Raw genomic sequence first — 26,024 nt, 5'->3', positions numbered from 1 at the left:
GGTATTATGCACTTTATCAGTGTCGAAAAACAAAAATTATGCAAGTAAAATTTACAGAAAAACAGTTAGAGAAGACATTGGTCTTACAACATGATCAGAGTGATTGTGGAGTAGCTTGTCTATTATCTTTGATTCGGTTTTATCAGGGTGATCACTCTCTAGAAAAACTCAGAGAGCTAAGTGGTACTACCAAACAGGGTACTACCCTGTTAGGATTATATCAAAGTGCCAATCAATTAGGATTTACTGCACAAGGTTGCGAGGCAGATATACAAGCATTAATAGACCATCCATCCCCAGTGATTCTTCATGTAACTATAGATAATAGATTACAGCATTATGTTGTATGCTATGGTACAAGAGATAACAAGTTTATAATTGGTGATCCTGCAAAAGGAATCCTTTATTATACTAAAGATGAATTAGAAAATATCTGGAAGTCAAAAACTTGTCTAACATTAGAGCCTAACACATCTTTTGTAAAACAAGAACAACATAAAACAGCTAAAAAAGCTTGGTTTATAAGATTGCTAAAAGAAGATTATAATCTTTTAGCTTTTAGTGCTGTCTTAGGGTTATTAACTGCAATATTAGGTATGGTTATGGCAGTTTTTTCTCAAAAACTAATCGATGACATTTTACCTACCAAAGACTATACAAAATTGATCACAGGAATTGCCTTGGTTACATTTTTGTTACTGGTAAAAAGTGGATTTACTGTTTTAAGATCTTATTTTTTACTAAGACAAAGTAAGGATTTTAACAATAGAATCATTAATGATTTTTATGGAGCTTTATTACAATTACCCAAACCATTTTTTGATACTAGGAAAATAGGAGAATTGGTTTCTAGGCTTAATGATACCCAACGGGTACAAGAAGTGATTCAGCTAGTTGCCAATAATTTTGTAGTTAACATTTTGGTTTCCATTGTTTCTCTTGGCTTCTTGTTTTATTATTCGTGGCAAGTGGGGCTCATTGCTTCTGTTAGTCTTCCGTTGTATTTTATTCTTATCTATAGTTTTAATACTAAAATCATAAATTCCCAAAAAGAGGTAATGCAATCCAGAGCAAATAGTCAGAGTAATTATATTTCCACTATGAATGGTATTGCAACCATCAAAAACAATAATAAACAAACCTTGTTTCAGAAATTAAACAAACTAATCTATGGACATTATCAAGATTGTGTTTTTGATTTAGGCAAAATTCATATCCGATTGTCATTATTTTCTAATGCATTTAGTGTATTTTTCCTTATAGCAATTCTAAGCTATACAACTTTAAGTGTGTACTACAACACCTTACAAATAGGAGAATTAATGGCTATTCTTGGAGTTGCTGGCTCGCTATTACCATCTGTAGCCAATATAGCGTTAATAGCTATTCCTTTAAATGAAGCTAAAGTTGCTTTTAACAGAATGTATGAATTTGCATCGATAGAAAAAGAAAAAGATGGAAATATTCACTTACACAATTTTGAGTCCTTGTCTATCCAAGATGTACGATTTCGTTTTGCTGGAAGAAGTCCTTTGTTTCAAAATATTTCACTAAAAATATCAAAAGGAGAATGTATTGCTATTGTAGGGGAAAGTGGTAGTGGTAAAAGTACATTGGGACAGATAATCCAGAAATTCTATCATCCAGAACACGGAGATATCGTTATAAATGATACATATTCTCTCGATCAAATTCGATTAGATTCATGGAGAAATATAATCGGTGTTATTGAGCAAGATATAGAGATATTCAATGGTACCGTATTAGACAATATTATTTTAGGTAATGAAGACACACCAGAAAATATTATAAAATTTTGTGAGGCATATGGTTTGGATATCTATATTGCACAATTCCCACAGGGATATACTACGATTTTAGGAGAAGATGGAATCAATCTTTCTGGAGGTCAAAAACAGATCATAGCGTTAGCTCGTGTTCTATATAAAAAGCCTCAATTATTAATACTCGATGAATATACATCCGCTATGGACAGAAAAACGGAGCAATTCTCATTAAAACTTTTACAAGATATCAAGGATAAAATTGGAATCATTTTTATCTCGCATCGATTGCATTCATTACCAAAAATAGCAGATCAAATTTGTGTAATAGAAAATGGACAAACAAGCATATCTGGAACACACCAAGAATTACTAAGATCTGAAAATTTTTACAGCGATTTTTGGAACGAACTTCATAAGAATATATCACTACAAAGTTTATATTAGAAACAAGACTCCGAAGGTTAATACCAAACTTGTCTTGGTATGTGAACCTTTCGAATACTAATATAGTTTTACAAAACCTGACAGATCTGTTTACAGCACTAATGTGATATTTTATATAGATTAACCTTTATATAATAACTATGAAACAAGAACAACAACTTTTATATAAAGTCATGCGTAATTTTGAAGGTATGCAAAAAATAGAGGTCTTTGACCTTTTACAAAGAATGGAAATATTAATGTTTTATACCAAAAGTCCTTTAAGATCTAGTCAAATAAAAAAAATAATGACTACCCATTTATATGAAGAATCAGAAATTGATCCTTTTGGATTTACCATTTTACCAAATGGTAACTTTTGTGAGTTTGAAGGTTGCAATGATTGGATTCATATTTATAAAGAAACCAAAAGGGGAATTAACAAACTTAACCCATTTACAACCTATTACTACAGAACAAAATATGCACCACTAGAACTTGTAAAACTCACTAAGAAAAACCTTTTAGAAAGTTTAGAAAAAACTTTACATCAAGAAATACTAGAAGAATTTTTATTAACCTATAAGAAAATTATACAAAAAGACAAAAAAAATAGAAATAGACTATTACTAATACTAGATTATTAACCTGCTTACTTTACCATATTTGTCATAAGTAAAATAAAAATTCAACTATATTAATTTTTACTAGTTGAAATAAAGTGAAAGTAATTATCTAAAATTAATTATTCGACTTTAATCAAAAGTCATTTTGATCAAACCGAAACAAAATAACAATTATCGAAACCTCTAAAATATTTTTTTATCAATAGTATAATGCTCTTATTCTATCTCACGTTTTTTATGATTAAGGCAGTAAATTTTTAACAATAATATCTCTTAAATCATTTTTATTAAGAGGTTTATTAATTAAATCATTCATACCTATTTCTAAACAATCCTCTTTTACTTCTCCTAATTCTGCAGCAGTAAGTGCGATGATAGGAGTTTTCTGATCAAATTCTCGTATTCGTTTGGTAGCCTCAGAACCATTTAAGTAAGGCATATTTAAATCCATAAGTATTAAATCAAAATCTTCTTTCTTTACCATTTGAATGGCATTAAAGCCATTTTCTACAATGACACAATCATATCCAATTAGACTTAATAAGTTTTTAGTAACTATTTGATTAATCTTATTATCTTCTGCAACCAATATTCTACGGTACACTTTGGCTTTTCCATTGTTCATTTCATTATTAGTAAGCTCCTCTCCTTCTTCTAAAATTTCTAGAGTAAGATCAAAATAAAACTTTGTACCTCTTCCTTCATTGCTTTCTAGATGTACGCTACTATCCATCATTTCCAAAAGGTTTTTTACAATAGATAGCCCAAGCCCAGTACCTTCTACATTATTAGATTCCCGATCTACCTGTGAAAATTTCTCAAAAACAAAATCCTTTTTATCATCTGGAATACCCACACCGTTATCTTCTACTTCATATCTGATATGAATCGAGTTTTCTTTCTTACTTAATAAAATAATACGTAACCAAATCTTCCCATTTTCAGTAAATTTCGAGGCATTACCAATGAGGTTTATTAAAATCTCTGATAACCTCAAAGAATCTACATTTAAGGACTCTGGAAGTTCGTTAGGTACTTCTAAAATAAGTTCATTACCTTTACTTTTTGCTTGATATTCAAATGAATTGAGTAGGTTTTGTGATAGTTTGAAAAGATTGGTAGGTGTCTTAGCTAATTTTACTTTATTAGATTCTATTTTACTTATTTGAAGTACGTTGTTAATTAGATTTAGAAGATAATCTCCCGAAAACTTTAAAGAACCTAATAACTTTTTATGCCTATCTAAAACATCTTTATCTTCTAATAATAATGAGGTGATACCAACCACACCGTATAATGGTGTTCTTAACTCATGACTTACTGTAGAAATAAACTGTGATTTTACTTGAGTAAGTTTTTCAGCCTCTGCCTTAGCTTCTATAAGTTGTACATTTTTATCTTTTAATACATCACTTAAATTTTTCTTAGACCTATAACTAACGTAAAAGAAAAATGCAGTCCCAAATAAAAAGATCAATCCAATAACAGCAATAATATTAAGAGTTCTATTGTTCTTAGCAAGTTGAGATTGATATTCTTTCTCTGTTTTCGCTATTTGTAATTCTCTTTCATATTCATCTACATTAAAACTTACTCTTGCGATTTCTATTTGTTTAAGTTTTTCTTTATTGTAAACTTTATCTCTATATTCTTGAAACCGTTTGATATCTTCATAGGCTTTACCTAATTCACCTTTTTTAGCATACATCTCTGCTCTAGCTTCATATATATAGGATTCTTCCAATAACATATTATGCCTTTCTGCTATATTGAGTGCTTCTTGGAAAAATTTTTCAGACTTTTCAAAGTCATTCTGACTTAAAGCTAGCCTGCCTTTAAGATAATACACTTCACAATAACCTTCGATATCACGATTTTCCACTACTAATTTATTGGCTTCTTCGATATAAGGAATAGCTTTATCAAATTCTTTAGCATCCACATAAGTCCAAGCTAAATTAATGATAGGAGTCATATACTCCTCAGGTTTATTTAATCGCTTACCTAAATCAGTGGCTTTATCATAATACACCAACGATGCTTCTAAATCTTTATAGCCATCCGAAAAAACATTTCCCAATCCATTATTATTCCATAGAATTAACAATGAATCACCTGCTTTTTCTGCGTAATGCAATGACTTTCTATAATATTCTTCAGCATTTTTATAATCCACAATTATTTGATAATTGTAAGCCATAAGATAGTAGGCTTCAGATTTATAGTGATCATTATTTAATTCATGAGCATAATTAGCAGCTTTTATGGCGTACTCGAGCGATTCTTTGACTTTATACTCAAAAGTTAAATTATTGGATGTGTCTATTAGAAATTGTAAACTATCATTAACAGGAAATTTCGATTCTTCCTGACAATACGAGAACCATGGAATAGTCCATAAAAGGATAAAAAATAATGACCTTCCCCTCAAAATTAGTTAGTTTTTGATAAATGATTGCTTCTCCACATATTCCCGATGCACTTAAAGAAACGATCGTTCTTCTTTGTTAATTTACTAAAAAAAGAATAAAGTTTAGCGATTTTATGCTGTTAAGATTAAAAATAAATTCATAACGACTAGGAGCTTTTTGCTTTTTTTGTTGTAAAATAAATTCCAAAAATTACAATTGTAGCACCTAAAATCTGTAATATAGAAAGGTTCTCATCCAATATAAAAAATGCAAGTAAAATTGTAGAAACAGGACCTAAACTTCCTATAATAGCAACATTCGATGCTCCTAAGCGACTAATTGCCGCCGAAATAAGATATGAAGGCACAACGGTAGCAAAAAATGCCATGAAAATACCTAAAACATATACTTCTCCTGGATAACTGGTAACATCTCCCCTATCAAAAAGCAGGTATTGGGTTATAATACAAAATGATGAAACAATCATTGCGTATGAAGTAAAAACTACAACACCAAATTTAGGTATCAACCAACCGCTTCCAACAAGATATGTAGCATATGTTAATGCACTTAAAAAAATAAGAAAAATCCCTAAATGAATATTAGGAGTATCCAATTGAAGTTCCTGCCAGAATGTAATAATAACACCAATATAAGTAATTCCAATAGCTACTAATTGTTTTTTAGAAATTTTCTTTTTTAGAAAAATTCTTGATATCACCAATACTAATGTTGGGTATATAAATAAAATAATACGCTCTAAACCCGCTTTGATATATTGTAATCCTAAAAAGTCAAAATAACTCGCCAAATAATAGCCCACAAAACCAAAAAATAAGATCCACATATAATCTGACTTTTTTATTTTCTCTGGATTATTGGTTTTTGAGAATACAGCTATTGCTAAATAAATAGGTAAAGAAAAAGACATTCTAAACAATAATAGATGTTCTGAACTAATCTGATACTTATACGCCATTTTTACCATTACCGCTTTCGCGGAAAAAAGTACTACTCCAATTATTGCTAGGATGATACCAATAGAAACTTGTTTAGATTTTTGCATGGTGCAATATTAGAATCAATAGTTTTTAAATTCTGAAAGTGATTTATAGAATTACGATGTCCAACAAAAAACCTCTTAGAATTTCTAAGAGGTTCATTAAGGTTATTTTGTTTGTTTTAGTATGTAACTATACATTAAATAGAAAATGCATAACATCTCCATCGTTTACCACATATCCTTTACCTTCTATCCCTAATTTTCCAGCCTCTTTTACCTTAGCTTCGCTACCAAAAGATACATAATCTTCATATTTAATTACTTCAGCACGAATAAATCCTTTTTCGAAATCAGTATGAATTACTCCTGCCGCTTGTGGTGCAGTAGCTCCTATTGGAATTGTCCAAGCTCTTACTTCTTTAACACCTGCAGTAAAATAAGTCTGTTGATTTAGTAATTTATAAGCTGCTCTAATTAAAACAGAAGATCCAGGCTCTTCTAATCCCATATCTTGAAGAAACATTTGTCTTTCTTCGTAATCTTCGAGTTCTGTGATATCCGCTTCTGTTCCTACTGCGAGAATAATTACTTCAGCATTTTCAGAAGCCACTGCTTCTTTTACACGTTTTACGTGATCATTACCCTCTACTGCAGCTCCTTCATCGACATTACAAACATATAATACTGGTTTATCAGTTATAAACTGTAAAGGTTTTACATACGCTAGATGATCATCTTCAGAAACATCTACAGCTCGTACAGATTTACCTTCTTCTAAACCTTCTTTTAATGCTAAAAGAACAGACTCTTCCTTTTGCGCCTCTTTATTACCTGTTTTTGCAGCACGCTTTATTTTATCTAATTTCTTTTCTAAAGTTTCTAAGTCCTTTAGCTGTAACTCTATATCTATAGTTTCTTTATCTCTTATAGGGTCTATTGAACCATCAACGTGTACAATATTATCATTATCAAAACAACGAAGTACATGAATTATAGCATCCGTTTCTCTAATGTTTCCTAAAAACTGATTCCCTAGACCTTCACCTTTACTTGCTCCTTTTACCAATCCAGCAATATCTACAATCTCTACAGTAGCTGGTATCACTTTTTCCGGATTGACAAGCTCTTCAAGCTTTTTTAGTCTTGGATCTGGTACATTTACAACTCCAATATTAGGTTCTATAGTACAAAAAGGGAAATTAGCACTTTGTGCTTTTGCATTAGACAAACAATTAAAAAGTGTTGATTTCCCAACGTTAGGTAATCCAACTATTCCTGCTTTCATATTTTTCGTTATCTAGGAACAAAAGTATTTGTTCAAATTTTTAAGTGTGCAAAGATAATGGTATTAAAGCATAGTAAACAAATACTAAAGAAATAGATTCTCACAAAATAATCGTGAAATAATAGCTACTAACGCCAAAGCGAAATTTTTAATAAAAAATACGGTAATCAAAAGTTTTGAACTTTTTGTATTTTTAACTCACTAAATGATTAACCTATGAAAGTATATAAGAAAGTAACATTATTGATACTTTTATTTTCAGTTTTTATTGGATACACACAATCTGAAGATAAAAAGGAGAAAAAAGAAGAAACTGCAGAAACTAAACCCAAAGAAAACTCTTCTGAAGAAATTGTCACAAAAACGATACGTATAAAAGGTGCTAATGGAGAAGAAAAAGTTATTACCGAGCAACAGATAATTACTAAAAAGAGTGAACTAAAATTGAATCCAGATGAAGAAGATGAGGATACAAATAGAACTGCTGTATATTCTCCTCAGACCGTTTCGATAAAAAATGCGGGTAAGACATCCTCTGAGAAATTATATAGTAGTATTCCAAATGGTTCTGGTTACATCTTTACAATAATTGACGAAAACGGAGAAAAAATGTTGAAAGCTCGTCCCTTATCTAACGGTTATTATTTGGTGAATTTTGCAAAAGACAATAATTGTTTAGGGCATTTTGACGATGCGAAAAACCTGATTTTAGAGACTTATGATTCTGCATCCGATTCTATTGTATCTACAAGCTATAAACTGAAATAAATTATTATTCAGAAATCATAAATATAAAAAGATCGCCTAAATTAATATTTAGACGATCTTTTTTTTAGTCTTAATCTTTACCTTAGTTATCAGGAGATACAACCAAGTCTCTAATTAGTACTTGACCATATACATTAGAACTTTCATGACTACTACTAGTAGATTGCAAATAACAACCTGCTTTAAAATAATTTTCATTAGCATTTCCAATATCAACAGATTCAAATAGTTCCTCTATTCTATTACCATTGTTATTTAAATTGTACAGCCTAACCACACCATTCCTCATAGTTAACTCGAAATAATACTCAGTATCCATCTGCATATTAAAATTGATAGTTCTTCCGCTTCCTTCAATCTCTTCGGTTACATATCCCAAAATTCTTAAATCCACTGACCCAGAATTTTGTCCAGAACTTCCTTGTACTTGAACCCTAATTACATCATCATAGAAATCATCACGTTCGTGAATCTGACCAAAAGCTAATTTACCAGACGGTGGTAAATCTTCTATTTTAAATCTCCATTTCATAGAATGTTCTGTATTTGTATTACCATTCCAATAATTGTCTCCTCCATTTATGACTTCTCTAAGTTCTGATCTTGGATTAGAAGATCCTCCAGATGTTGGATTACCAGGATAACATCTAAAAGCTGCAAATCCATCCTTCTCAAAAAAGAAATGACTTTCTGCTTTACTGGCATTATCTGCATAATTCAATCCATTATCGTTGCTTCCTACATTTAGATTACCACTAAAACCATTAAGCTTCCATCCATTTCCAATAATTGCTGCTGCTGTATTTCCTGGAGGAGGCGGTGGCGGTGGATCTATTGTACCTCCAACTTCCGTAAAAAACCATTTCTGATTATTTGATCCGTTATATGCATACTGATCTACATTACTACCATTAGAACTACCAGTAACTCTTAAGCTTTTTCCACTATCTCTACTTTTAATTCTAAAATATCCATTTCCTACAGAAATAATTTGCCATTGTTGATGCGTTGTTCCTTGATAAGCCCATTGTTGCACGTTAGCTCCATTAGAGTTACTTCCTCCTGCAACTTCTAATGATTTACCGCTATCTACACCTTTGAATCTTACATAACCATTGCCAACTGATAGTATCTCCCATTGTCTGTGAGTTCCAGAAGTATTAGCATCTGTTCCCCAAACCTGTAAATTCGCGCCATTATTATTGCTTTTTCCAGCAATATCAAGAGTGCGTCCATTATTCAAGTTTTTTATTGTATAAATCTTCCCTACTACTGGAGTAGCTTTAGTATCTAATCCCTCATCTTTGATAAGCGAATCATCAGCATCAATGAATTCCTCATTCTCGCAAGAAACTCCTGTTAACACTAGCATAAAAACTAGTAAAGATCTAAACAAATAGTGTAAATGATACACTTCCCTTTTTTCACAAAATGTTTTCATAATGATTGTTTTGAATTGTTGATAGAATTTGTGTTAAAATTTTGGTTACCCAAAAAAATAATTGGTCAACCAATTTAGTTATTGCAATATTAGCGAATAATTATACCAACTCAAACGATTTCGTAAAAAAATATATAACTTATTTTAAGTATTACTAAAATATTAACTAAATAAATACCATGTGTACATATTTTACGAAACAAAAAACATAATATCATATTGCCACACTTATCGCGTAAGATTAAAACAATCAACAAAAAAGGGAAAGAGCACCATAAATAAAATTAGTTATCTGGTGATACTAATAAATCTTTGACCAATACCTGACCGTAATCGCTAGACCCATCATGACTACTACTTGTAGATTGTAAATAACAACCAGCTTTAAAATAGTTTTCATTAGCATTACCGATATCTATAGATTGAAATAACTCTTCAATTCGATTTCCATTATTATCTAGGTTATATAAAGTAACAACTCCATTACTCATGGTTAGTTCAAAATAATACTCAGTATCCAAACGCATATCAAAATCAATTGTTCTTCCTTCACGATCCTCAACTTTTTCTGTTACATATCCAAGTATTCTCAAATCCACTTCTCCTGAACTCTGTCCTGCATCTCCTTGCACTTGAACTCTTATAACATCATCATAAAAATCGTCTCTTTCATGGATTTGACCAAAAGCTAATTTCCCAGAAGGCGGTAAATTTTCTACTTTAAATCTCCACTTCATAGAATGCTCAGTATTTGTATTCCCGTTCCAATAACCATCTCCACCGTTTATCACTTCTCTTAACTCAGATCGCGGGTTACTAGATCCTCCAGATGTTGGATTCCCTGGATAACACCTAAATGCTGCATATCCATCTTTCTCAAAGAAAAAGTGACTTTCATTTTTACTTGCATTATCTGCATAATCCAATCCATTATCACTACTACCAATTGCTAGAAAACCAGAAAATCCATTTAATTTCCATCCTGGTCCGATAATACTAGCTGCTGAGCCTCCTGGTGGTGGACCTTGCGGTGTTGCATTTATAACTTTACTGGCAGAAACATTACCAGAATTATCTACCGCGACTACAGTAAATGAATAAGAAGTGCCGTTACTCAAGTTATTAATCGTAGCACTTTCTCCAAAAGAAATTACCTCACCACCATCATAAGTAATTCGTACACTATTGAAATCAGAATCTTGAGGATTATTCCAATTTAAAACTACAGAACCATTTCTAGCTACCGCATTTAACTCCGATACTGGTCCAGGAGGAATTGTATCATCGTTTCCGTCCTCTTCTTTTCCATAAATTTCCGTTTCAATAATACTATTCCAGCTATTTTTAGAATTACCAAAACTAGATATTCTTACGTATCTAGCGTCAACATCATCAAAATCAAAAGTTTCTAACCCTTCTGTTGCCCCACTACTTCCCGTAGTTTTTGCATTATATACAGTTTGTAAAGAAGATGTAGAATTACCCACTCTAATTTGAAAATATGCTTCTCTTTCATCTCCTTTAAACCAAGCTATTTTTAAACTTGATACTGTTTTAATAGCACCTAAATCATAGGTAATATATTTACCTTTATACCCATTGGATGACCATCTTGATTCCGTATTTTCAACGATACCATCAACCGTATTTTCTGGTCCATATCCAATTTGATTTCCATTGGCAGAAATACTAATTGGTACTATCTGACCTGTAGCTACTGGCCCATCTATCAAAGTACTTTTAAGTGTAAAATCATCAAAACGGACATCTCCACTATTTCTTATTCCTAATATAGTCACTGAAGAATTACTACCACTGTTAAAGTTAATAGCAATCTCTTCAAAATCGTTTGTATCAAAATCAATTGATTGTCCACCTACAGAAAGTTCGCCATCTCCGTTAACCCAAGCTTTAAGGATATAGTCTGTATTTTGACTTACATCAACCGTTTGTTCTATTTTGCCAGATGAACTCGTTACTTTTCCGGATTTTATCCCTGAATTTCTATCACTTGAGATAGCATAATTTTCAGAATCTCCCCAATTAACTTCTCCAAGTTCGAATCCAGGGTTTTGAATTGGTATGGAAACCTTAATTTCCGAATCACCTTTAATAGTTTCCAGTAGCTCGCTGTCAAATTCTTCATTTGTACAGCTTACTATTGGAAAAAATAATATTGCAATAAATAACGAAAAAAGAGACCTTTTTCTAATAATAAATGTTAGTTTCATTGTAAATGATTGTTTTTAAAATGTTTACGTTTTTAAATTATAAATAAAAATAAATTGGTTATCCAATATCGTAATTGGTCAACCAATTTATTTGCAATAATACCCTCCAGAAAAGAAGTATTCCTAATTTAAAATGGGAAAATTCCCTTTATTATTAAAAGATTAACATACCTCAGATACTTTGTTAAAATAAACAAAACAGTAGGTACTTAATCGCCAAAACCTATAATCAGGTTTTGAAAGTGAAAATAACAAGTACTTTATTAAAGTTTTAACCGTAACATCTATATGCGTGCTAAAAAATAGTATTCGTAATTATTCAGATAGTATTCGTTTGTACATATTGTTTAAAAAAACTCCAAAAAATAAAACAGTAAACAACTAATCTTTAAAATCACTGTTCTTTCACTAACTTTTCTTTCCTGTAAATCCAGATTTGTACTAATTTTTATAATGTTTTTATTAACAAATCAAAAAACCAAAATCTAAAAATAAACTGCTAAAAACTAGTATTAATTCTAAATAAAACTTAAAAAATTAAAGATTTATCTATTTAACCTATCTCAGAGAAATTGGAAGAGAAAAAATCCCCCTAAAAAAAATTTAATTAAAGGCGATATCCTTTGTTAATATTGATTTATTACTATCTTTATTTTTACCAATTTAATTATTATTTACATGAAAAAGCTCACACTCATCTTAGGGATGCTGTATGCCAGCATTTCTTTTTCTCAACTTCAAGTAACAGGTACTGTAACCGATACAGATGGCACTCCCTTACCTGGAGTTAACATCCTTGAAAAAGGAACAAACAATGGGGTCATTACTGATTTTAATGGAACTTACACTATAGAAGTAAATCCTGACGGGGTTTTAGTTTATAGTTTCGTAGGTTTTGGATCTAAAGAAGTGCCCATAAACAACCAGTCTACTATTAATGTAACTTTATCCAGTGGTTCTGAATTAGACGAAGTATTGCTAGTTGGTTCTCGAGCATTGCCAAGAAGTAACACTACTTCATCATTACCTATTGATGTTTTAGCATCTAAAGAGCTAGCATCTACTGGTCAGGTAACTTTTGACAAAGCCCTCCAATATAAGATTCCATCATTTAACACGGTTCAAACTCCAGTTAACGATGCAACTTCATTATTAGACCCTTATGAAATAAGAAATATGGGACCAAGTAGGACATTGATTCTTATCAACGGAAAGCGTAAAAACCTGAGTGCTCTTTTATATACTCAGACTTCTCCTGGTCGAGGAGAAACAGGTTCTGATATTTCTGCAATACCAACAGATGCAATTAAACGAGTAGAAATATTAAGGGACGGTGCTTCTGCACAATATGGTTCGGATGCGATTGCAGGAGTTATGAATATTATTCTAAAAGACAATCCTAATGATGGTTCTGCTACTTTAAGAACCGGTATAACATCCGAAGGAGATGGAGAAACGATCGGTATCAGTTTAAATAATGGAGCTACTATCGGAGATAATAAAGGCTTTTTTAATTATACTGTAGATTTTTCTAAAGTAAACTTAGCCAATCGTCCGGGAACAGTTGATGCTGATGGAGAATTTAATGATTTTGTATTTGTAGATCCAAATCTTCCTGATGGAACCCCTAAACCAGACGCGGCAAATATAGCTATTGGAAATACCTTAGGACGAACTTCTGTAGACAACTTTTTAAGTCAGTTTCCTGATGCTGGAAATATCAATGGATCTCCCGAAACATCTGCTGCAAAATTCTTAGTGAATGGAGGGTATGACATTAATGAGAACACTAATATATATATGAATGCTGCCTATGTATATAAAAAGGTAAACAGTTTTGCGAATTATAGAACTCCCTATTGGAGACGTGCAGAAGCATTCAACCCAGATGATGTAGATGGTGTTGACTTCTTCTCTTACCTTAATGATTTCTTTCCAAATGGTTCTAATGGAGAATATATAGGATATCTTCCAACATTCGAAGGAGATTTAAATGATTACAATGCTACTATAGGATTTAAAACCAAAAAGAATGGTTGGAACTTTGATCTAAGCTACACTACTGGAGGTAATTCTCAAGATTATAGCGTAAATAATTCTCATAACCGTAATTCTGTTTTATCACCATCAACTTGGGTGGATGCAAACGATAACGGAGTTGTAGATCCAGGAGAAATCACGGAAGGATCTGAATTATATCAAGAAAATAGTCCGATATCCTTTGATCCAGGAGGAACAAAGTTTACACATAGTGTAGGTAATATAGATATTGCTAAACTCATTACTGATCAAATTAGTATTGGTGTTGGAGCAGAATTTAGAACAGAAACATTCGAAATTATTGAAGGAGATCTTGCTTCTTATGATGGTGGTGGAGCCGATTCTTTTGCGGGAAACAGACCTGAAAATTCTGGAAAATTTAACCGTTATAACTTTGGTGGATATCTCGACATCTCTGCTGATATTACTGAAGATTTCTTGGTAAATGGAACAATTCGTTTAGAGGACTATAGTGATTTTGGAGAAGCCTTTGTTTGGAAAATTAGTAGTCGTTATAAGTTCTTAGAAGATAAATTTACAGTAAGAGCATCTTTATCTACAGGTTTCCGAGCTCCTACGCTACATCAAATTTATACACAGAGAGCTCAATTCAGTTTCATTCCAGGTCAGGGAATTCAGGTTGGAGGATTAATTAATAATGTTTCTCCGCAAGCCAGACTTTTATCAATCCCTCAATTAGATGCTGAGGAGTCTACAAACTTTACCATAGGTTTCGGCGCAAAGATCAATAAGAACATCAATGTAACTGTAGATTATTATAACATACAAGTGGATGATCGTATAGTTCTGAGTACCGAAATTGGAGCTACAGATGCAGGAAATACACCATTGGATGACGTATTACAAAATAATAATCTATCTGATGTTAGTTTCTTTGTAAATGCAATCGATACCAGAACTTCTGGAATCGACGTTGTTGCTAATTATAGAAATATCGGTATTGGTCCTGGAAAACTTAATTTTAGTTTATCGGGAAATTACGTGATTCAAAATGAAAGAGATGGTGCTGTAAACAACCCAACATTGGTAGCTGATGCAGGTCAATCCGTTGTAAATGATACCCAAGAAGCGCTATTCTTTACTTCGCGTCCAGAATTTAAAGCCATTCTTGGTGCTAACTATGATATTGGAAAATTTAATTTCTCTTTAAATAATACGCTATTCGGTCCAACTAAATTTAGAAATCAAGGATTACAGGATCTAGAATCTTTAGTAGGTGGTGATCCTGCTGATAGTGATGGTGGTTCTGATTTAAGCGTTGAATTTAAAACAAAAATAGTTACAGATCTTGGTATTAATTATAACGCTACAGATAATATTACAGTAGCACTAAACATTAATAACATTTTAAATGTACTACCAGAATGGGAATTTAAATCATTAACTCCCACAGGAGATGCTGTATTAAATGATCCAGATGCTGAGAAAACAGCTTTTAACCTTATTACATTTAACGGAAGATATTCACAAATGTCATATGATGGTTATCACTTCAGTCAGCTTGGAACCCTGTTCAATTTGTCTTTGAATTATAAATTCTAAATCGTGTTCAAAAATCTATCTCTTATTGATAAATTTTGAATACCTATAATTTTAAAAACCTTAGAGAAATTTTTCTCTAAGGTTTTCATTTACTTCAGTAATAAAATTATCTGGATTATTTCTTTTGAACAATTTGTAAACACATGAAAATTCATAATACTAATCTAAATACACTTACATGAAAAAACTCACTCTTATTTTATTTGGGCTAATCACTGGCATGACTTTTAGCCAAAAAATTATTACTGGAACAGTTACTGATGTTTCGGGTACCCCCATACCCTTTGTTAATATTTTAGAAAAAGGTTCTGACAAGGGTACTACCACAGATGATAATGGTAATTACACCATCGCAGTAGATGAAAATGCCGTATTGGTATTTAGTTTTGTAGGGTTTCAGACTCAAGAAATTTCCGTAAGCAACCAAGAAAAAATAGATATTACCTTATTAGAAGGAGAAGCTTTAAGTACTATTGTAGTTGTTGGTTCCAGAAGCCCTAAAAGAACCGCTACAGATACTCCTGTTGCCGTTGATATTATTGATATGCAAGATATTGTTACTAAAAGCGGTAAAATAGAAATCAATGAATTACTACAATATTCAGCGCCTTCTTTTAACGCCAACAAACAATCAGGTTCTGATGGTGCAGATCATATTGATCCTGCTAGTTTAAGAGGTTTAGGTCCTGACCAAACTCTGGTTCTTATTAATGGAAAAAGAAGGCACTCTTCCTCACTTATTAATATTTTTGGTACAAGAGGAAGAGGAAACTCTGGTACTGATCTTAATACGATTCCTGCCACATCCATCAAAAGAATTGAAATTTTAAGAGATGGTGCAGCGGCACAATATGGATCCGATGCCATCGCCGGTGTGATCAATATCGTACTTAAAGATAATATAGATAAACTTAGTGGAAGTATTAGCTACGGAGCTTATAACACAAATGCTAAAGGAGATTTTCCTGAAGGAACCCCAAATACTGATGGAAATCGATTAGATACAGAAAACGATGGAAATCGCATAGGAGAAGATAAGGATTTTGATGGAGGATCGGTAAAGGTAACTGCTAATTATGGAGTAGGTATTGGAGATAAGGGTTATATCAACTTTACCACAGAATACTTAAGTAAGAATAAAACACTTAGACCTGGATTTGATTTTAGACGAGGTTTCGGAGAAGCTGCAATCGATGGTTTTAATTTCTTTGCTAATGCAAATATCCCATTATCCGATAAAACAGAATTATATGCTTTTGGAGGTAGAAACTACAGAGATACCGATGCATTTGCTTTTACCAGAAACGGTGGTGAACGCGTGGTCACCGAAATTTATCCAAATGGCTTTACGCCAAGAATTACTTCAAATATTATTGACAATTCTGTTTCGGCAGGTATTAGAACAGAAACTAATAATGGTTGGAAAATTGATCTTAGCAATACCTGGGGAAAAAACAATTTCCATTACTTCATAGAAGGAACTTTAAATGCCTCCTTGGAAGAAAACTCACCAACAGAATTTGATGCAGGAGGACATAGCTTAAGTCAAAATACACTTAATTTAGATTTTTCTAAATACTATCCAAAAGTATCAAAAGGTTTGAATATTGCCTTAGGTGCTGAGTATAGAACTGAGAATTTTATCATTTTTGCAGGAGAAGAAGGTTCTTATGCGACTTATGACACGAATGGATTACCTATAATAGATCCTGCCACTCAAACACAACCTATTGATCCCGATAGTGGTCAACCTAGACCTGGAGGATCACAAGGATTTCCTGGGTACAGTCCTGCAAACGAAGTAGATCGATCTAGATCCAATCTATCTCTTTATGCAGATGCAGAATTGGATATTACAGATGCATTTCTTTTGGCTGGAGCCGCAAGATTTGAGAACTATAGTGATTTTGGAAGTACCATAAATGGGAAGCTTGCTTTAAGAGTAAAAGCAACTGAGAATATCAATTTTAGAGGTTCAGTTAGTTCTGGATTCCGCGCTCCATCATTGGCACAGATTTATTATAATCTTAGATTTACAGATTTCCAAGGAGGTGTAGCTTCAGAAACACTATTATCTCCTAACAATAGTCCGGTTACTGCTTCTTTTAGAATTGATCGATTAAAAGAAGAAACTTCGGTAAATGCTTCGGTTGGAGTTACTGCTAAGCTTGGTGATTTTTCAGCTACTGTAGATGGATATTACATAGATATCAAGGATCGTATCGTACTTACAGGTACTTTTGAAGCCACTGATATTGATAATGTAAATGAAGCTCAGTTTTTTGCAAATGGAGTTGATACCGAAACCGTGGGTATGGATGTTGTCTTATCCTGGAAGTCAAACTATACTTTTGGGACATTATCAGCACTACTAGCAGGAAACGTAAATAATATGTATATCACTGCTGTAAATACCGATTTAGATCCAGATATATTCTTTGGAAAAAGAGAACAAGGATTTTTACTGGCTTCAGCACCAAGAAGTAAATTTGCTTTAAATCTGAATTACAATACGGAAAAATTTAATGCGGGTCTTGGTTTAACCAGATTTAGTGAAATTACATTGGTAGATTTTGATGATAATGATGATGTATACGGTGCTAAAATAACAGCTGATCTAACATTAGGTTATGAACTTACCGAACAACTAAAGCTTACCATTGGAGGAAATAATATCACCAATGAATATCCAGACCAACAAGATGATTTAACTGAAGCTGGTGGATATTGGGATGCAGTACAAATGGGATTCAGTGGAGCTTACTATTATGCTAGATTAGACTTTAATTTTTAAAATAACTTTGGTCACCTTAATGATTAGATCATTTAAGGTGACCTTTTTAATAGTATGCTTAAAAGGTTCTCAAAACATTGTCAATTGTACTTTGATACAATTCAAATTCATTAAGATTATTATGTGCCCCTCCTTCAATTACAATCATATTTTTCTGGGAAGATATAATACTCTTAAATAATTTTTCCCCTGATGAAAATGGTACTACCCTATCCTTTGTACCATGATAAATGGTAATATTACAAGTAACACTCTTAATGAACTGATCTGATGGAAATTTAAATTTTAAAAGAGCATTTACTGGAAATATTGGAAACCAATACGAAGTTACATCCTCCATGGAACTAAATGGGGTTTCCAAAATTAAATTACCAGGTTGATTTTGTGCTGCTATTTTGGTTGCAATTCCAGTACCCAACGAACGACCATAAATGATAATCTTGTCTTCAGAATATTGATTTTTTGCATAGTTATAAAACAATTGTGCATCAGCATATAGTAGTTGCTCTGTTATAGTTTCATGATTCTTACCGTATCCACGATAATCCATAATAACTACGTCATATTGTTTCTCTACAAAAAAAGTAGCAACCTTTCCCCATCTTTTTAAACTACCACGATTACCATGAAAATAGAGAATCACACCTTTTGGATTTTTGGTTTTAAAATGTAATCCATTTAGCTTTAAATTATCTTCTGCAGTGATAAAGAATTCCTCAAAATCATGATCAAACCGATATTGATAATTCAAAGAAAGTTTTTCTGGTTGAAAAATAATTTTATGCTGAAAAAAGTATAACAGAACAATAATCAGTAGATATACAGATACTATCCAAAACAAAATCTTTTTAAGCTTGGACATTAACTCCTTTTTTGGCATGTTGTACACCAATACTAGTGTTAGAAAGATTGATTTTTCTCATTTTAGAATTAATAATCTCCCCTAACATTTTATGGTACGATTCAAAATTATTAAGATTCTTATGTCCACCACCAATTACTGTATATAATCGGGTTAGTTTTGGTTTAATTTTAGAAAGTTTGATACTGGATTTAAAAGGAATTAATCTATCGTGTGTTCCATGGATAATATGAATTGGGCAATTAACATACTTTAACCATTTATAAGTAGGAATTGGATATCTCATAATCAAAGAGACAGGCATAAATGGTATATATTTAGCAGCTACTTTACTTAAACTATAGTACGGTGCATCTAGTATCAACATCTTTGGATTATTAATAGAAGCTAATTTCGCTGCGAAACCAGATCCCATAGAACGTCCATATAAAATGATATATTTTTCATCTACCTGTTCTTTTAGCTTGTTATAAACAAATTGCAAATCTCTTTTTAGTGCTTTAAAAGAACGTCTTCCTGTACTTTTTCCAAATCCTCTGTAATCTAACATACAAACATCGTATCGATGCCTCGTAAAATCGACAGCGAATTTACCCCAACCTTTGATACTTTTAGAGTTTCCTTTTAAATATAAAACAACTCCTTTAGGATTTTCAACTTTAAAATGAAGTCCATTTATAATAGCTCCATCTCTAGTTTCTAAATTATATTCTTCGACAATCTGATTATTGTAATGAAACTGAAAATCTTTATCTAACTTTTCTGGTTTAAAAATGAAGTATTCTTGCAAATAATATAAAGCAATACTAGCTACGATATAGCACGCAAGAATAATAATAGCTATGTATCCCCAATTTGGCATATTAGTATTCTTAAAGTATTTATAAGTATCTAATTTACAAAAAATTAAACTGATCGCATAAAAAATCCCGCCGAAGCGGGATCTTTACTTTTATCTAATGTTCTTATCTTCTTGCATCGTATATTCTAAAACGAACACCGACTCTTGCATAAAAATCAAAAAACTTACTGCCTCCAGTATTTATAATCTGAAGGTCATCATCTTTTAAGTTATCAGTAAAATCATTCATCACACCAGCTTCAAAAAAGATATCAAACATCTCTCCTATCATTTGAGAAAAACCAGCTCCATAGACACCTCCTATTACCAATTGTTCATAAGCTTCAGATTCTAATTCTACGCCAGAAATTTCGAAATTAGTATTTAATCTAAATGAGGGTCCCACATTTACAAAGGCTCTAAAGCGATCTTTTCCTCTACCGAATAAATATCTAAATTTAGGATTAAAACCAACCTGCAATGTTTTAGCATCACCTAACCCCTGAATTTCACTAGAACGCTGAACAAGATCTAAAGAAAAAACGAAACTCGTTTTAGCTCTTACCCCCATGAGATATCCGTATCCAGCATTTAGATAAAAACCAGTTCCAACTTCAGTATCAAGATTATCAAGATTAAGTTTAGAAAAAGTTGGTCCTCCAGAAACTTCCCATCTGTATTGTCCAAAAGAAGTAGCTGTTAAAGCCATAAAAAGTGTAAATAATAGTATTTTTTTCATAATTCTAGGTTTGGATTTGAGGTTAAATTCTTGACGAAAATAGTAAATTTTAAAAAATGTGTACAAAAAAACCTGTCTAAAGAGACAGGTTTTTCATTATCTTAATAATACTACTTGATTATTCTTTGTGCATAAAAGCTTGTTTCTGTAATAAAAACTCTTCAGTTTCAACGATATCTTCATCAGGAACACAACAATCTACAGGACATACTGCAGCACATTGAGGTTCTTCATGAAAACCTTTACACTCTGTACATTTATCAGGAACGATATAATAAATCTCATCACTTACTGGTTCCTGAGCTTCATCTGCATTCACAGCTTTTCCTCCAGGAAGTACAACATCTCCTTCTAAATCCGTACCATCAGCATATCGCCAATCATCCGCACCTTCATAAATTGCAGTGTTAGGGCATTCAGGCTCACAAGCACCACAGTTTATACATTCATCTGTTATTATAATTGCCATAGCTCTTTTTTATTCTAAATTTGCAACACAAAAATAACTCGTAAACTAGTTATAAACAAATTACAAATGGTATTAAATGACCGAATTATCGCTTTTTCTGAACTAGGAAAGTTCTTGAGTCAATTCAAAAACACTGGTTATGAGAAGATTAGTAGCGTTAAACATAATGAGGATTTTTTTGATGGAATGATCCAAAAAATAGTATCTGCTAAGAATCATAATGGTTGGTTTACAGAAGAAAACATTTTATTTTCTTTAGAACAGTGGAGTACGTTATTAACCAAAGAAAATCTTGAAAAATGGTTATCACCTTACAACCTAGATAAAGTATCGACAAAAACAGTTGGAATTATCATGGCTGGAAACATTCCATTGGTAGGTTTTCATGATTTTATTTCTGTAGTAATTAGTGGACATAAGGTAATTGCCAAACAATCATCTAATGACAATCAACTTCTTCCCTATCTCGCTTCTTATTTGATTTCAATTCAACCCGAGTTAAAAGACTACATTTCTTTTACCGATGATAGAATTAAAGATTTTGACGCTATAATAGCTACGGGAAGTAATAATACAGCTCGTTATTTTGAACATTATTTCGGTAATAAACCTAACATTATTCGTAAAAACCGAAATTCTGTAGCTGTATTAACAGGTAATGAAACTAAGGAGCAACTAGCAGCACTTGGTAATGACATTTTTAGATATTATGGTTTAGGGTGTAGAAGTGTATCTAAAGTAATGGTACCATCGAATTATGATTTTGATTTATTCTTTAAATCGATATACGAGTTTAATGATATAATCAAAGGGGCCAAATACGCCAATAATTATGATTATAACAAAGCCGTATACCTAATGAGTAGTTTTAAATTGCTCGAAAATGGTTTTCTGATGCTAAAAGAAGATGAAAGTTATAGCTCACCAATAGCTACCCTATTTTATGAAACATATTCCTCAAAAGAAGAGCTAGAAAGAAAATTTGAATCAGATAAAGAAGAAATACAATGTATCGTAAGCGATCAGTTCTCTGACGAGAGTATCGATTTTGGCAACACACAATCCCCTTCTCTATCAGATTACGCAGATAATATTGATGTTATTGAATTTTTAACAACAATTAGCTAAATAATTTATCATTTTGACAATGCATTTGTTTTAGATTATTAGCACCTTTGTGGTGTTTTTTCGAACTGGTTTAGACAACCAGAAAATAACAAGAAAAGTAACTATTAAAAATTATAAAAACTACTGATGAAAAAGCACAACTTTAGCGCAGGACCTTGTATTTTACCACAAGAAGTATTTCAAGAAGCATCCCAAGCGGTATTGGATTTTAACAACTCTGGGTTATCCATTTTGGAGATTTCACATCGTAGCAAGGATTTTGTTGATGTAATGGAAGAAGCCCGAAGTTTAGCACTAGAATTACTGGGCTTAGAAGGCAAAGGCTATAAAGTACTTTTTCTACAAGGAGGTGCTAGTACTCAGTTCTTGATGACCGCTTACAATTTATTACAATCAAAAGCAGGATACATCAACACAGGTAGCTGGAGTGATAAGGCTATTAAAGAAGCTAAAATATTTGGAGAAGTAATAGAAGTTGCTTCTTCTAAAGATGCTAACTACAATTACATCCCTAAGGGATATGATATTCCAAAAGGATTAGACTATCTACATTGTACAAGTAACAATACTATTTTTGGTACTCAGATAAAAGAGTTTCCTACAACTGATGCTCCTCTAATTTGTGATATGAGTAGTGACATTTTCTCCAGACAATTAGACTTCTCTCAATTTAGCTTGATTTATGCAGGTGCACAAAAAAACATGGGACCTGCTGGTACTACTTTAGTAGTAATCAAAGAAGATATACTGGGTAAAGTAGAAAGACAAATTCCTTCGATGTTAGACTATAATGTGCATATCAGTAAAGGAAGTATGTTTAATACACCTCCTGTATTTGCTGTTTACACTTCTATGCTTACACTAAGATGGTTAAAGAAACTTGGTGGTATTGCTACTATCGAAGAAGAGAATGAGAAGAAGGCAAAACTTATCTATTCGGAAATTGACTTAAATCCTTTATTCAAAGGTTTTGCAAAAGAAGAAGATAGATCAACTATGAATGCAACTTTCTCTCTAGTAGAAGGAAATCTAAAAGAAACCTTTGATGCAATGTGGAAAGAAGCAGGTATCAATGGAGTTAATGGACATCGAAGCGTTGGTGGTTACAGAGCAAGTATGTACAACGCAATGAGCATGGAAAGTGTCGCTGCTTTAGTAGATGTTATGAGTGATTTAGAAAGAAAAGCATAACGGAATAAGCTCATAGTAATTAAAAGCTAAATTCTTAAATAAGAACTAAAAACTTAAAAAATCAAACCTTTACAATGAAAGTATTAGCAAATGATGGTGTATCACAAAGTGGTATTGATGCCCTTGAAAAAGCTGGATTCGAAGTGCAAACTACCACAGTTGCACAAGATCAATTAGTAGATTACATAAATGACAATGAAATTAATGTATTATTAGTTCGTAGTGCTACCAAAGTAAGAACGGATATTATTGATAATTGTAGTTCTTTAAAAATCATTGGTCGTGGTGGTGTTGGTATGGATAATATCGATGTTGCTTATGCACGCGAAAAAGGATTACATGTAATTAATACTCCAGCTGCGTCTTCTGGTTCGGTTGCTGAACTTGTATTCGCGCACTTATACGGAAGTGTTCGTTTTTTACATGATGCTAATAGAAATATGCCTTTAGAAGGAGATAGTAAATTTAAAAACCTTAAAAAAGCATATGCAGGTGGTATCGAACTTAGAGGAAAAACGCTGGGTGTTATTGGTATCGGTCGTATTGGTCAGGCTACTGCCAAAATTGCTATTGGAGTTGGAATGAAAGTAGTAGCTTTTGATCCATTTATTGAAGAAGTGGATATCCCTCTAGAATTTTTCGACGGACAATCTGCAAACTTTAAACTGAAAACAGTATCTAAAGAAGAAGTGCTTAAAAATGCAGATTTCTTAACACTACATGTTCCCGCACAAGAAGAATATGTTATAGGTAAGAATGAAATAGCTCAGATGAAAGATGGTGCTGGATTAATTAATGCTGCACGTGGTGGAGTAATTGATGAGGTTGCTTTGGTTGATGCTCTAGAAAAAGGTAAATTAAGTTTTGCGGGATTGGATGTATTCGAAAATGAACCTAAACCAGCAATAAAGGTATTAATGAATAATAAAATTTCATTAACTCCGCATATCGGCGCTGCAACAGGAGAAGCACAAGACAGAATAGGACAAGAACTAGCAGATCAGATCATCTCTATTCTGAAATAATATACTTACGATAAAATCTTGACAGAAACACCTTTATACTTGCTATAAAGGTGTTTTTTGTTGTTCATCGTCGAAAAACACCTTTCGTCTATTATTTACTGAAATAAACACAAGCCTATTCTCTGATCTTACTGATAAAAAATGTAACTTTAGAACACATAATAAAAATATATAAATCATGTCTGGAATTTTAGATCTTTTAAATAGTCCAATCGGAAAACAAATTATTAGCGGAGTAAGTAATCAAACTGGGCAATCTGCCGATAAAACTGGAAACTTACTTAGTATGGCTATGCCTGTGTTAATGGGTGCAATGCAAAAAAACGCATCTACTCCAGAAGGAGCTTCTGGTTTATTAGGTGCCTTATCAGGAAAGCACTCTGGAGGCAATATCTTAGATAACCTTGGAGGTTTGTTTGAAGGTGGTGTTGAAGAAAGTGTAACGAATGATGGTGCGGGAATTTTAGGTCACATTTTAGGTGGTAAACAACCTGCTGTAGAAAACGCTTTAAGTCAAAAGTCTGGTATTGATGCAGGTTCTGTTGGACAAATTCTTAAAGTTGCTGCCCCAATTCTTATGGGAGTTTTAGGAAAACAAGCTGCTCAAAATAATGTTTCTGATGCTAATGGATTATCAAGTATGCTCGGTGGGATGCTTGGTGGAGGTCAAGGATCACAACAACAATCTTTAATTGAATCTTTCTTAGATGCTGATGGAGATGGCAGTATTTTAGATGATGTCGCTGGTATGGTGCTAGGTGGTGGTCAAAAGAAAGGTGGAATCGGAGGATTACTTGGTGGTCTTTTTGGAAAATAAAAAGAATATAATTTTCATATAATTAAAAGGAGTTTAGATAAGTTCTAAACTCTTTTTTGGTTTATAGTATGAGGCAGGCTAAATTCACAAAAATGTTAAATACAAAAGCTTTTTAGTTAACTTTTTGTACTTTTTAACTATGGGAAAGATGAAAAATATTATTTATGTGAGTATCCTCTCCTTATTTATATATAGTTGTGCTACAACTAAGGAAAGAAGTCTTGATACCACTGCTACCAATAATAAGACTTCGGATACGTTGCGAATTGCAAATGACGACCTAGAATATGAAATTATTATTATAGAACCAGGATTTAATACTTGGTTAGTTACTCAGAGACCGAGAGGGTATTATAATCAACAATTTTTGGAAATTAGAAATCGTCAATACGTAATCGAATACAACCAAAGAGTGATACAACCACAGCGTTTTAATCCCAATTTATATATCCAACAAATAAACTACGAGCAACATATCGATTACGGATACGAAGTAAACTATTTACTCTACAATTACTTCTTGTTTTTTGAACAGCGATATAACCAACGTTTTTTTGTAAGTAGAGGATAAAGGTTTTGG

19 protein-coding genes are annotated in these 26,024 nt (G+C 32.4%); 10 read left to right on the top strand and 9 right to left on the bottom strand.

All coding sequences use genetic code 11. The features are described 5' to 3' along the window. The first annotated feature begins 38 nt into the window (after positions 1-38). Both Q1B37_RS04785 and Q1B37_RS04780 read left to right on the top strand, forming a co-directional pair. Positions 39-2,231 (top strand): peptidase domain-containing ABC transporter, encoded by a 2,193-nt coding sequence (locus Q1B37_RS04785; protein WP_299896062.1) that lies wholly within the window; start codon positions 39-41, stop codon positions 2,229-2,231. A gap of 140 nt (positions 2,232-2,371) precedes the next feature. Next, complete coding sequence (locus Q1B37_RS04780) at positions 2,372-2,857, top strand: hypothetical protein (protein ID WP_299896059.1); 486 nt, start codon at positions 2,372-2,374, stop codon at positions 2,855-2,857. A gap of 220 nt (positions 2,858-3,077) precedes the next feature. On the opposite strand, the gene Q1B37_RS04775 is transcribed toward Q1B37_RS04780, so the two are convergent. The 3 genes from Q1B37_RS04775 to ychF all read right to left on the bottom strand — a co-directional run bounded on the left by Q1B37_RS04775 (position 3,078) and on the right by ychF (position 7,535). Then, positions 3,078-5,267 (bottom strand): response regulator, encoded by a 2,190-nt coding sequence (locus Q1B37_RS04775; RefSeq protein ID WP_299896056.1) that lies wholly within the window; start codon positions 5,265-5,267, stop codon positions 3,078-3,080. A 146-nt stretch (positions 5,268-5,413) separates the two neighbouring features. Beyond that, the gene (locus Q1B37_RS04770) at positions 5,414-6,313 is read right to left on the bottom strand and encodes a DMT family transporter (protein ID WP_299896053.1); all 900 of its coding nucleotides are present in this window, start codon (positions 6,311-6,313) and stop codon (positions 5,414-5,416) included. Between the two features lie 127 nt (positions 6,314-6,440). Continuing rightward, positions 6,441-7,535 carry a redox-regulated ATPase YchF gene (gene ychF, locus Q1B37_RS04765; protein WP_299602046.1) on the bottom strand — a complete coding sequence of 365 codons (1,095 nt, stop codon included), beginning with the start codon at positions 7,533-7,535 and terminating at the stop codon, positions 6,441-6,443. Between the two features lie 216 nt (positions 7,536-7,751). Here ychF and Q1B37_RS04760 point away from each other — a divergent pair, with 216 nt between their 5' ends. Further along, positions 7,752-8,303, top strand: a complete 552-nt coding sequence (locus tag Q1B37_RS04760) for a hypothetical protein (protein ID WP_299896051.1) — start codon at positions 7,752-7,754, stop codon at positions 8,301-8,303. Positions 8,304-8,385: 82 nt separating this feature from the next. Here the strand turns inward: Q1B37_RS04760 and Q1B37_RS04755 are convergent, their stop codons facing one another. Both Q1B37_RS04755 and Q1B37_RS04750 read right to left on the bottom strand, forming a co-directional pair. Next, positions 8,386-9,744 carry an RICIN domain-containing protein gene (locus tag Q1B37_RS04755; RefSeq protein ID WP_299896048.1) on the bottom strand — a complete coding sequence of 453 codons (1,359 nt, stop codon included), beginning with the start codon at positions 9,742-9,744 and terminating at the stop codon, positions 8,386-8,388. 284 nt (positions 9,745-10,028) lie between these two features. Beyond that, positions 10,029-11,975, bottom strand: a complete 1,947-nt coding sequence (locus Q1B37_RS04750; protein ID WP_299896045.1) for a polysaccharide lyase family 7 protein — start codon at positions 11,973-11,975, stop codon at positions 10,029-10,031. Positions 11,976-12,653: 678 nt separating this feature from the next. Here Q1B37_RS04750 and Q1B37_RS04745 point away from each other — a divergent pair. Both Q1B37_RS04745 and Q1B37_RS04740 read left to right on the top strand, forming a co-directional pair. After that, complete coding sequence (locus Q1B37_RS04745; protein WP_299896042.1) at positions 12,654-15,578, top strand: TonB-dependent receptor; 2,925 nt, start codon at positions 12,654-12,656, stop codon at positions 15,576-15,578. Positions 15,579-15,756: 178 nt separating this feature from the next. Continuing rightward, positions 15,757-18,372 carry a TonB-dependent receptor gene (locus Q1B37_RS04740; RefSeq protein WP_299896039.1) on the top strand — a complete coding sequence of 872 codons (2,616 nt, stop codon included), beginning with the start codon at positions 15,757-15,759 and terminating at the stop codon, positions 18,370-18,372. A 58-nt stretch (positions 18,373-18,430) separates the two neighbouring features. Here the strand turns inward: Q1B37_RS04740 and Q1B37_RS04735 are convergent, their stop codons facing one another. From Q1B37_RS04735 to Q1B37_RS04720, 4 genes are all read right to left on the bottom strand, one after another. Further along, positions 18,431-19,234, bottom strand: coding sequence for an alpha/beta fold hydrolase (locus Q1B37_RS04735; RefSeq protein ID WP_299896037.1), 804 nt, complete (start codon positions 19,232-19,234; stop codon positions 18,431-18,433). Continuing rightward, positions 19,221-20,096: an alpha/beta fold hydrolase gene (locus Q1B37_RS04730; RefSeq protein WP_299602067.1), complete on the bottom strand. Its 876-nt coding sequence runs from the start codon at positions 20,094-20,096 to the stop codon at positions 19,221-19,223. The genes Q1B37_RS04735 and Q1B37_RS04730 overlap by 14 nt, the downstream gene beginning before the upstream one ends. Before the next feature lie 103 nt (positions 20,097-20,199). Continuing rightward, positions 20,200-20,814 (bottom strand): outer membrane beta-barrel protein, encoded by a 615-nt coding sequence (locus tag Q1B37_RS04725; protein ID WP_299896036.1) that lies wholly within the window; start codon positions 20,812-20,814, stop codon positions 20,200-20,202. A gap of 118 nt (positions 20,815-20,932) precedes the next feature. Next, a complete protein-coding gene (locus Q1B37_RS04720) occupies positions 20,933-21,283 on the bottom strand; it encodes a 4Fe-4S dicluster domain-containing protein (RefSeq protein ID WP_219007555.1) in 351 nt (116 codons plus the stop codon). A gap of 66 nt (positions 21,284-21,349) precedes the next feature. Between Q1B37_RS04720 and Q1B37_RS04715 the strand changes: the two genes are divergently transcribed. The 5 genes from Q1B37_RS04715 (at position 21,350) to Q1B37_RS04695 (ending at position 26,015) form a co-directional block, all read left to right on the top strand. After that, positions 21,350-22,411 (top strand): acyl-CoA reductase, encoded by a 1,062-nt coding sequence (locus tag Q1B37_RS04715; RefSeq protein ID WP_299896033.1) that lies wholly within the window; start codon positions 21,350-21,352, stop codon positions 22,409-22,411. 126 nt (positions 22,412-22,537) lie between these two features. Beyond that, a complete protein-coding gene (serC, locus tag Q1B37_RS04710; protein WP_299896030.1) occupies positions 22,538-23,602 on the top strand; it encodes a 3-phosphoserine/phosphohydroxythreonine transaminase in 1,065 nt (354 codons plus the stop codon). Positions 23,603-23,676: 74 nt separating this feature from the next. Then, positions 23,677-24,627: a D-2-hydroxyacid dehydrogenase gene (locus tag Q1B37_RS04705; protein WP_299602083.1), complete on the top strand. Its 951-nt coding sequence runs from the start codon at positions 23,677-23,679 to the stop codon at positions 24,625-24,627. A gap of 178 nt (positions 24,628-24,805) precedes the next feature. Further along, complete coding sequence (locus tag Q1B37_RS04700; RefSeq protein WP_299602086.1) at positions 24,806-25,444, top strand: DUF937 domain-containing protein; 639 nt, start codon at positions 24,806-24,808, stop codon at positions 25,442-25,444. 148 nt (positions 25,445-25,592) lie between these two features. Further along, positions 25,593-26,015, top strand: a complete 423-nt coding sequence (locus Q1B37_RS04695) for a DUF6146 family protein (protein WP_299896027.1) — start codon at positions 25,593-25,595, stop codon at positions 26,013-26,015. The last annotated feature ends 9 nt before the right edge of the window (positions 26,016-26,024 follow it).

This window comes from uncultured Aquimarina sp. (assembly GCF_947492965.1).
GTDB lineage: Bacteria > Bacteroidota > Bacteroidia > Flavobacteriales > Flavobacteriaceae > Aquimarina.
The sequence above is the reverse complement of the archived record's forward strand: the minus strand, read 5'-3'. Positions and strand labels throughout refer to the sequence as shown.

Bases quoted from the DNA above. Each gene is read 5' to 3' on its own strand.
- Q1B37_RS04785 (WP_299896062.1), top strand. From the start codon at position 39: ATGCAAGTAAAATTTACAGAAAAACAGTTAGAGAAGACATTGGTCTTA.
- Q1B37_RS04780 (WP_299896059.1), top strand. From the start codon at position 2,372: ATGAAACAAGAACAACAACTTTTATATAAAGTCATGCGTAATTTTGAA.
- Q1B37_RS04770 (WP_299896053.1), bottom strand. From the start codon at position 6,313: ATGCAAAAATCTAAACAAGTTTCTATTGGTATCATCCTAGCAATAATT.
- ychF (WP_299602046.1), bottom strand. From the start codon at position 7,535: ATGAAAGCAGGAATAGTTGGATTACCTAACGTTGGGAAATCAACACTT.
- Q1B37_RS04760 (WP_299896051.1), top strand. From the start codon at position 7,752: ATGAAAGTATATAAGAAAGTAACATTATTGATACTTTTATTTTCAGTT.
- Q1B37_RS04755 (WP_299896048.1), bottom strand. From the start codon at position 9,744: ATGAAAACATTTTGTGAAAAAAGGGAAGTGTATCATTTACACTATTTG.
- Q1B37_RS04750 (WP_299896045.1), bottom strand. From the start codon at position 11,975: ATGAAACTAACATTTATTATTAGAAAAAGGTCTCTTTTTTCGTTATTT.
- Q1B37_RS04745 (WP_299896042.1), top strand. From the start codon at position 12,654: ATGAAAAAGCTCACACTCATCTTAGGGATGCTGTATGCCAGCATTTCT.
- Q1B37_RS04740 (WP_299896039.1), top strand. From the start codon at position 15,757: ATGAAAAAACTCACTCTTATTTTATTTGGGCTAATCACTGGCATGACT.
- Q1B37_RS04735 (WP_299896037.1), bottom strand. From the start codon at position 19,234: ATGTCCAAGCTTAAAAAGATTTTGTTTTGGATAGTATCTGTATATCTA.
- Q1B37_RS04730 (WP_299602067.1), bottom strand. From the start codon at position 20,096: ATGCCAAATTGGGGATACATAGCTATTATTATTCTTGCGTGCTATATC.
- Q1B37_RS04725 (WP_299896036.1), bottom strand. From the start codon at position 20,814: ATGAAAAAAATACTATTATTTACACTTTTTATGGCTTTAACAGCTACT.
- Q1B37_RS04720 (WP_219007555.1), bottom strand. From the start codon at position 21,283: ATGGCAATTATAATAACAGATGAATGTATAAACTGTGGTGCTTGTGAG.
- Q1B37_RS04715 (WP_299896033.1), top strand. From the start codon at position 21,350: ATGGTATTAAATGACCGAATTATCGCTTTTTCTGAACTAGGAAAGTTC.
- serC (WP_299896030.1), top strand. From the start codon at position 22,538: ATGAAAAAGCACAACTTTAGCGCAGGACCTTGTATTTTACCACAAGAA.
- Q1B37_RS04705 (WP_299602083.1), top strand. From the start codon at position 23,677: ATGAAAGTATTAGCAAATGATGGTGTATCACAAAGTGGTATTGATGCC.
- Q1B37_RS04700 (WP_299602086.1), top strand. From the start codon at position 24,806: ATGTCTGGAATTTTAGATCTTTTAAATAGTCCAATCGGAAAACAAATT.
- Q1B37_RS04695 (WP_299896027.1), top strand. From the start codon at position 25,593: ATGAAAAATATTATTTATGTGAGTATCCTCTCCTTATTTATATATAGT.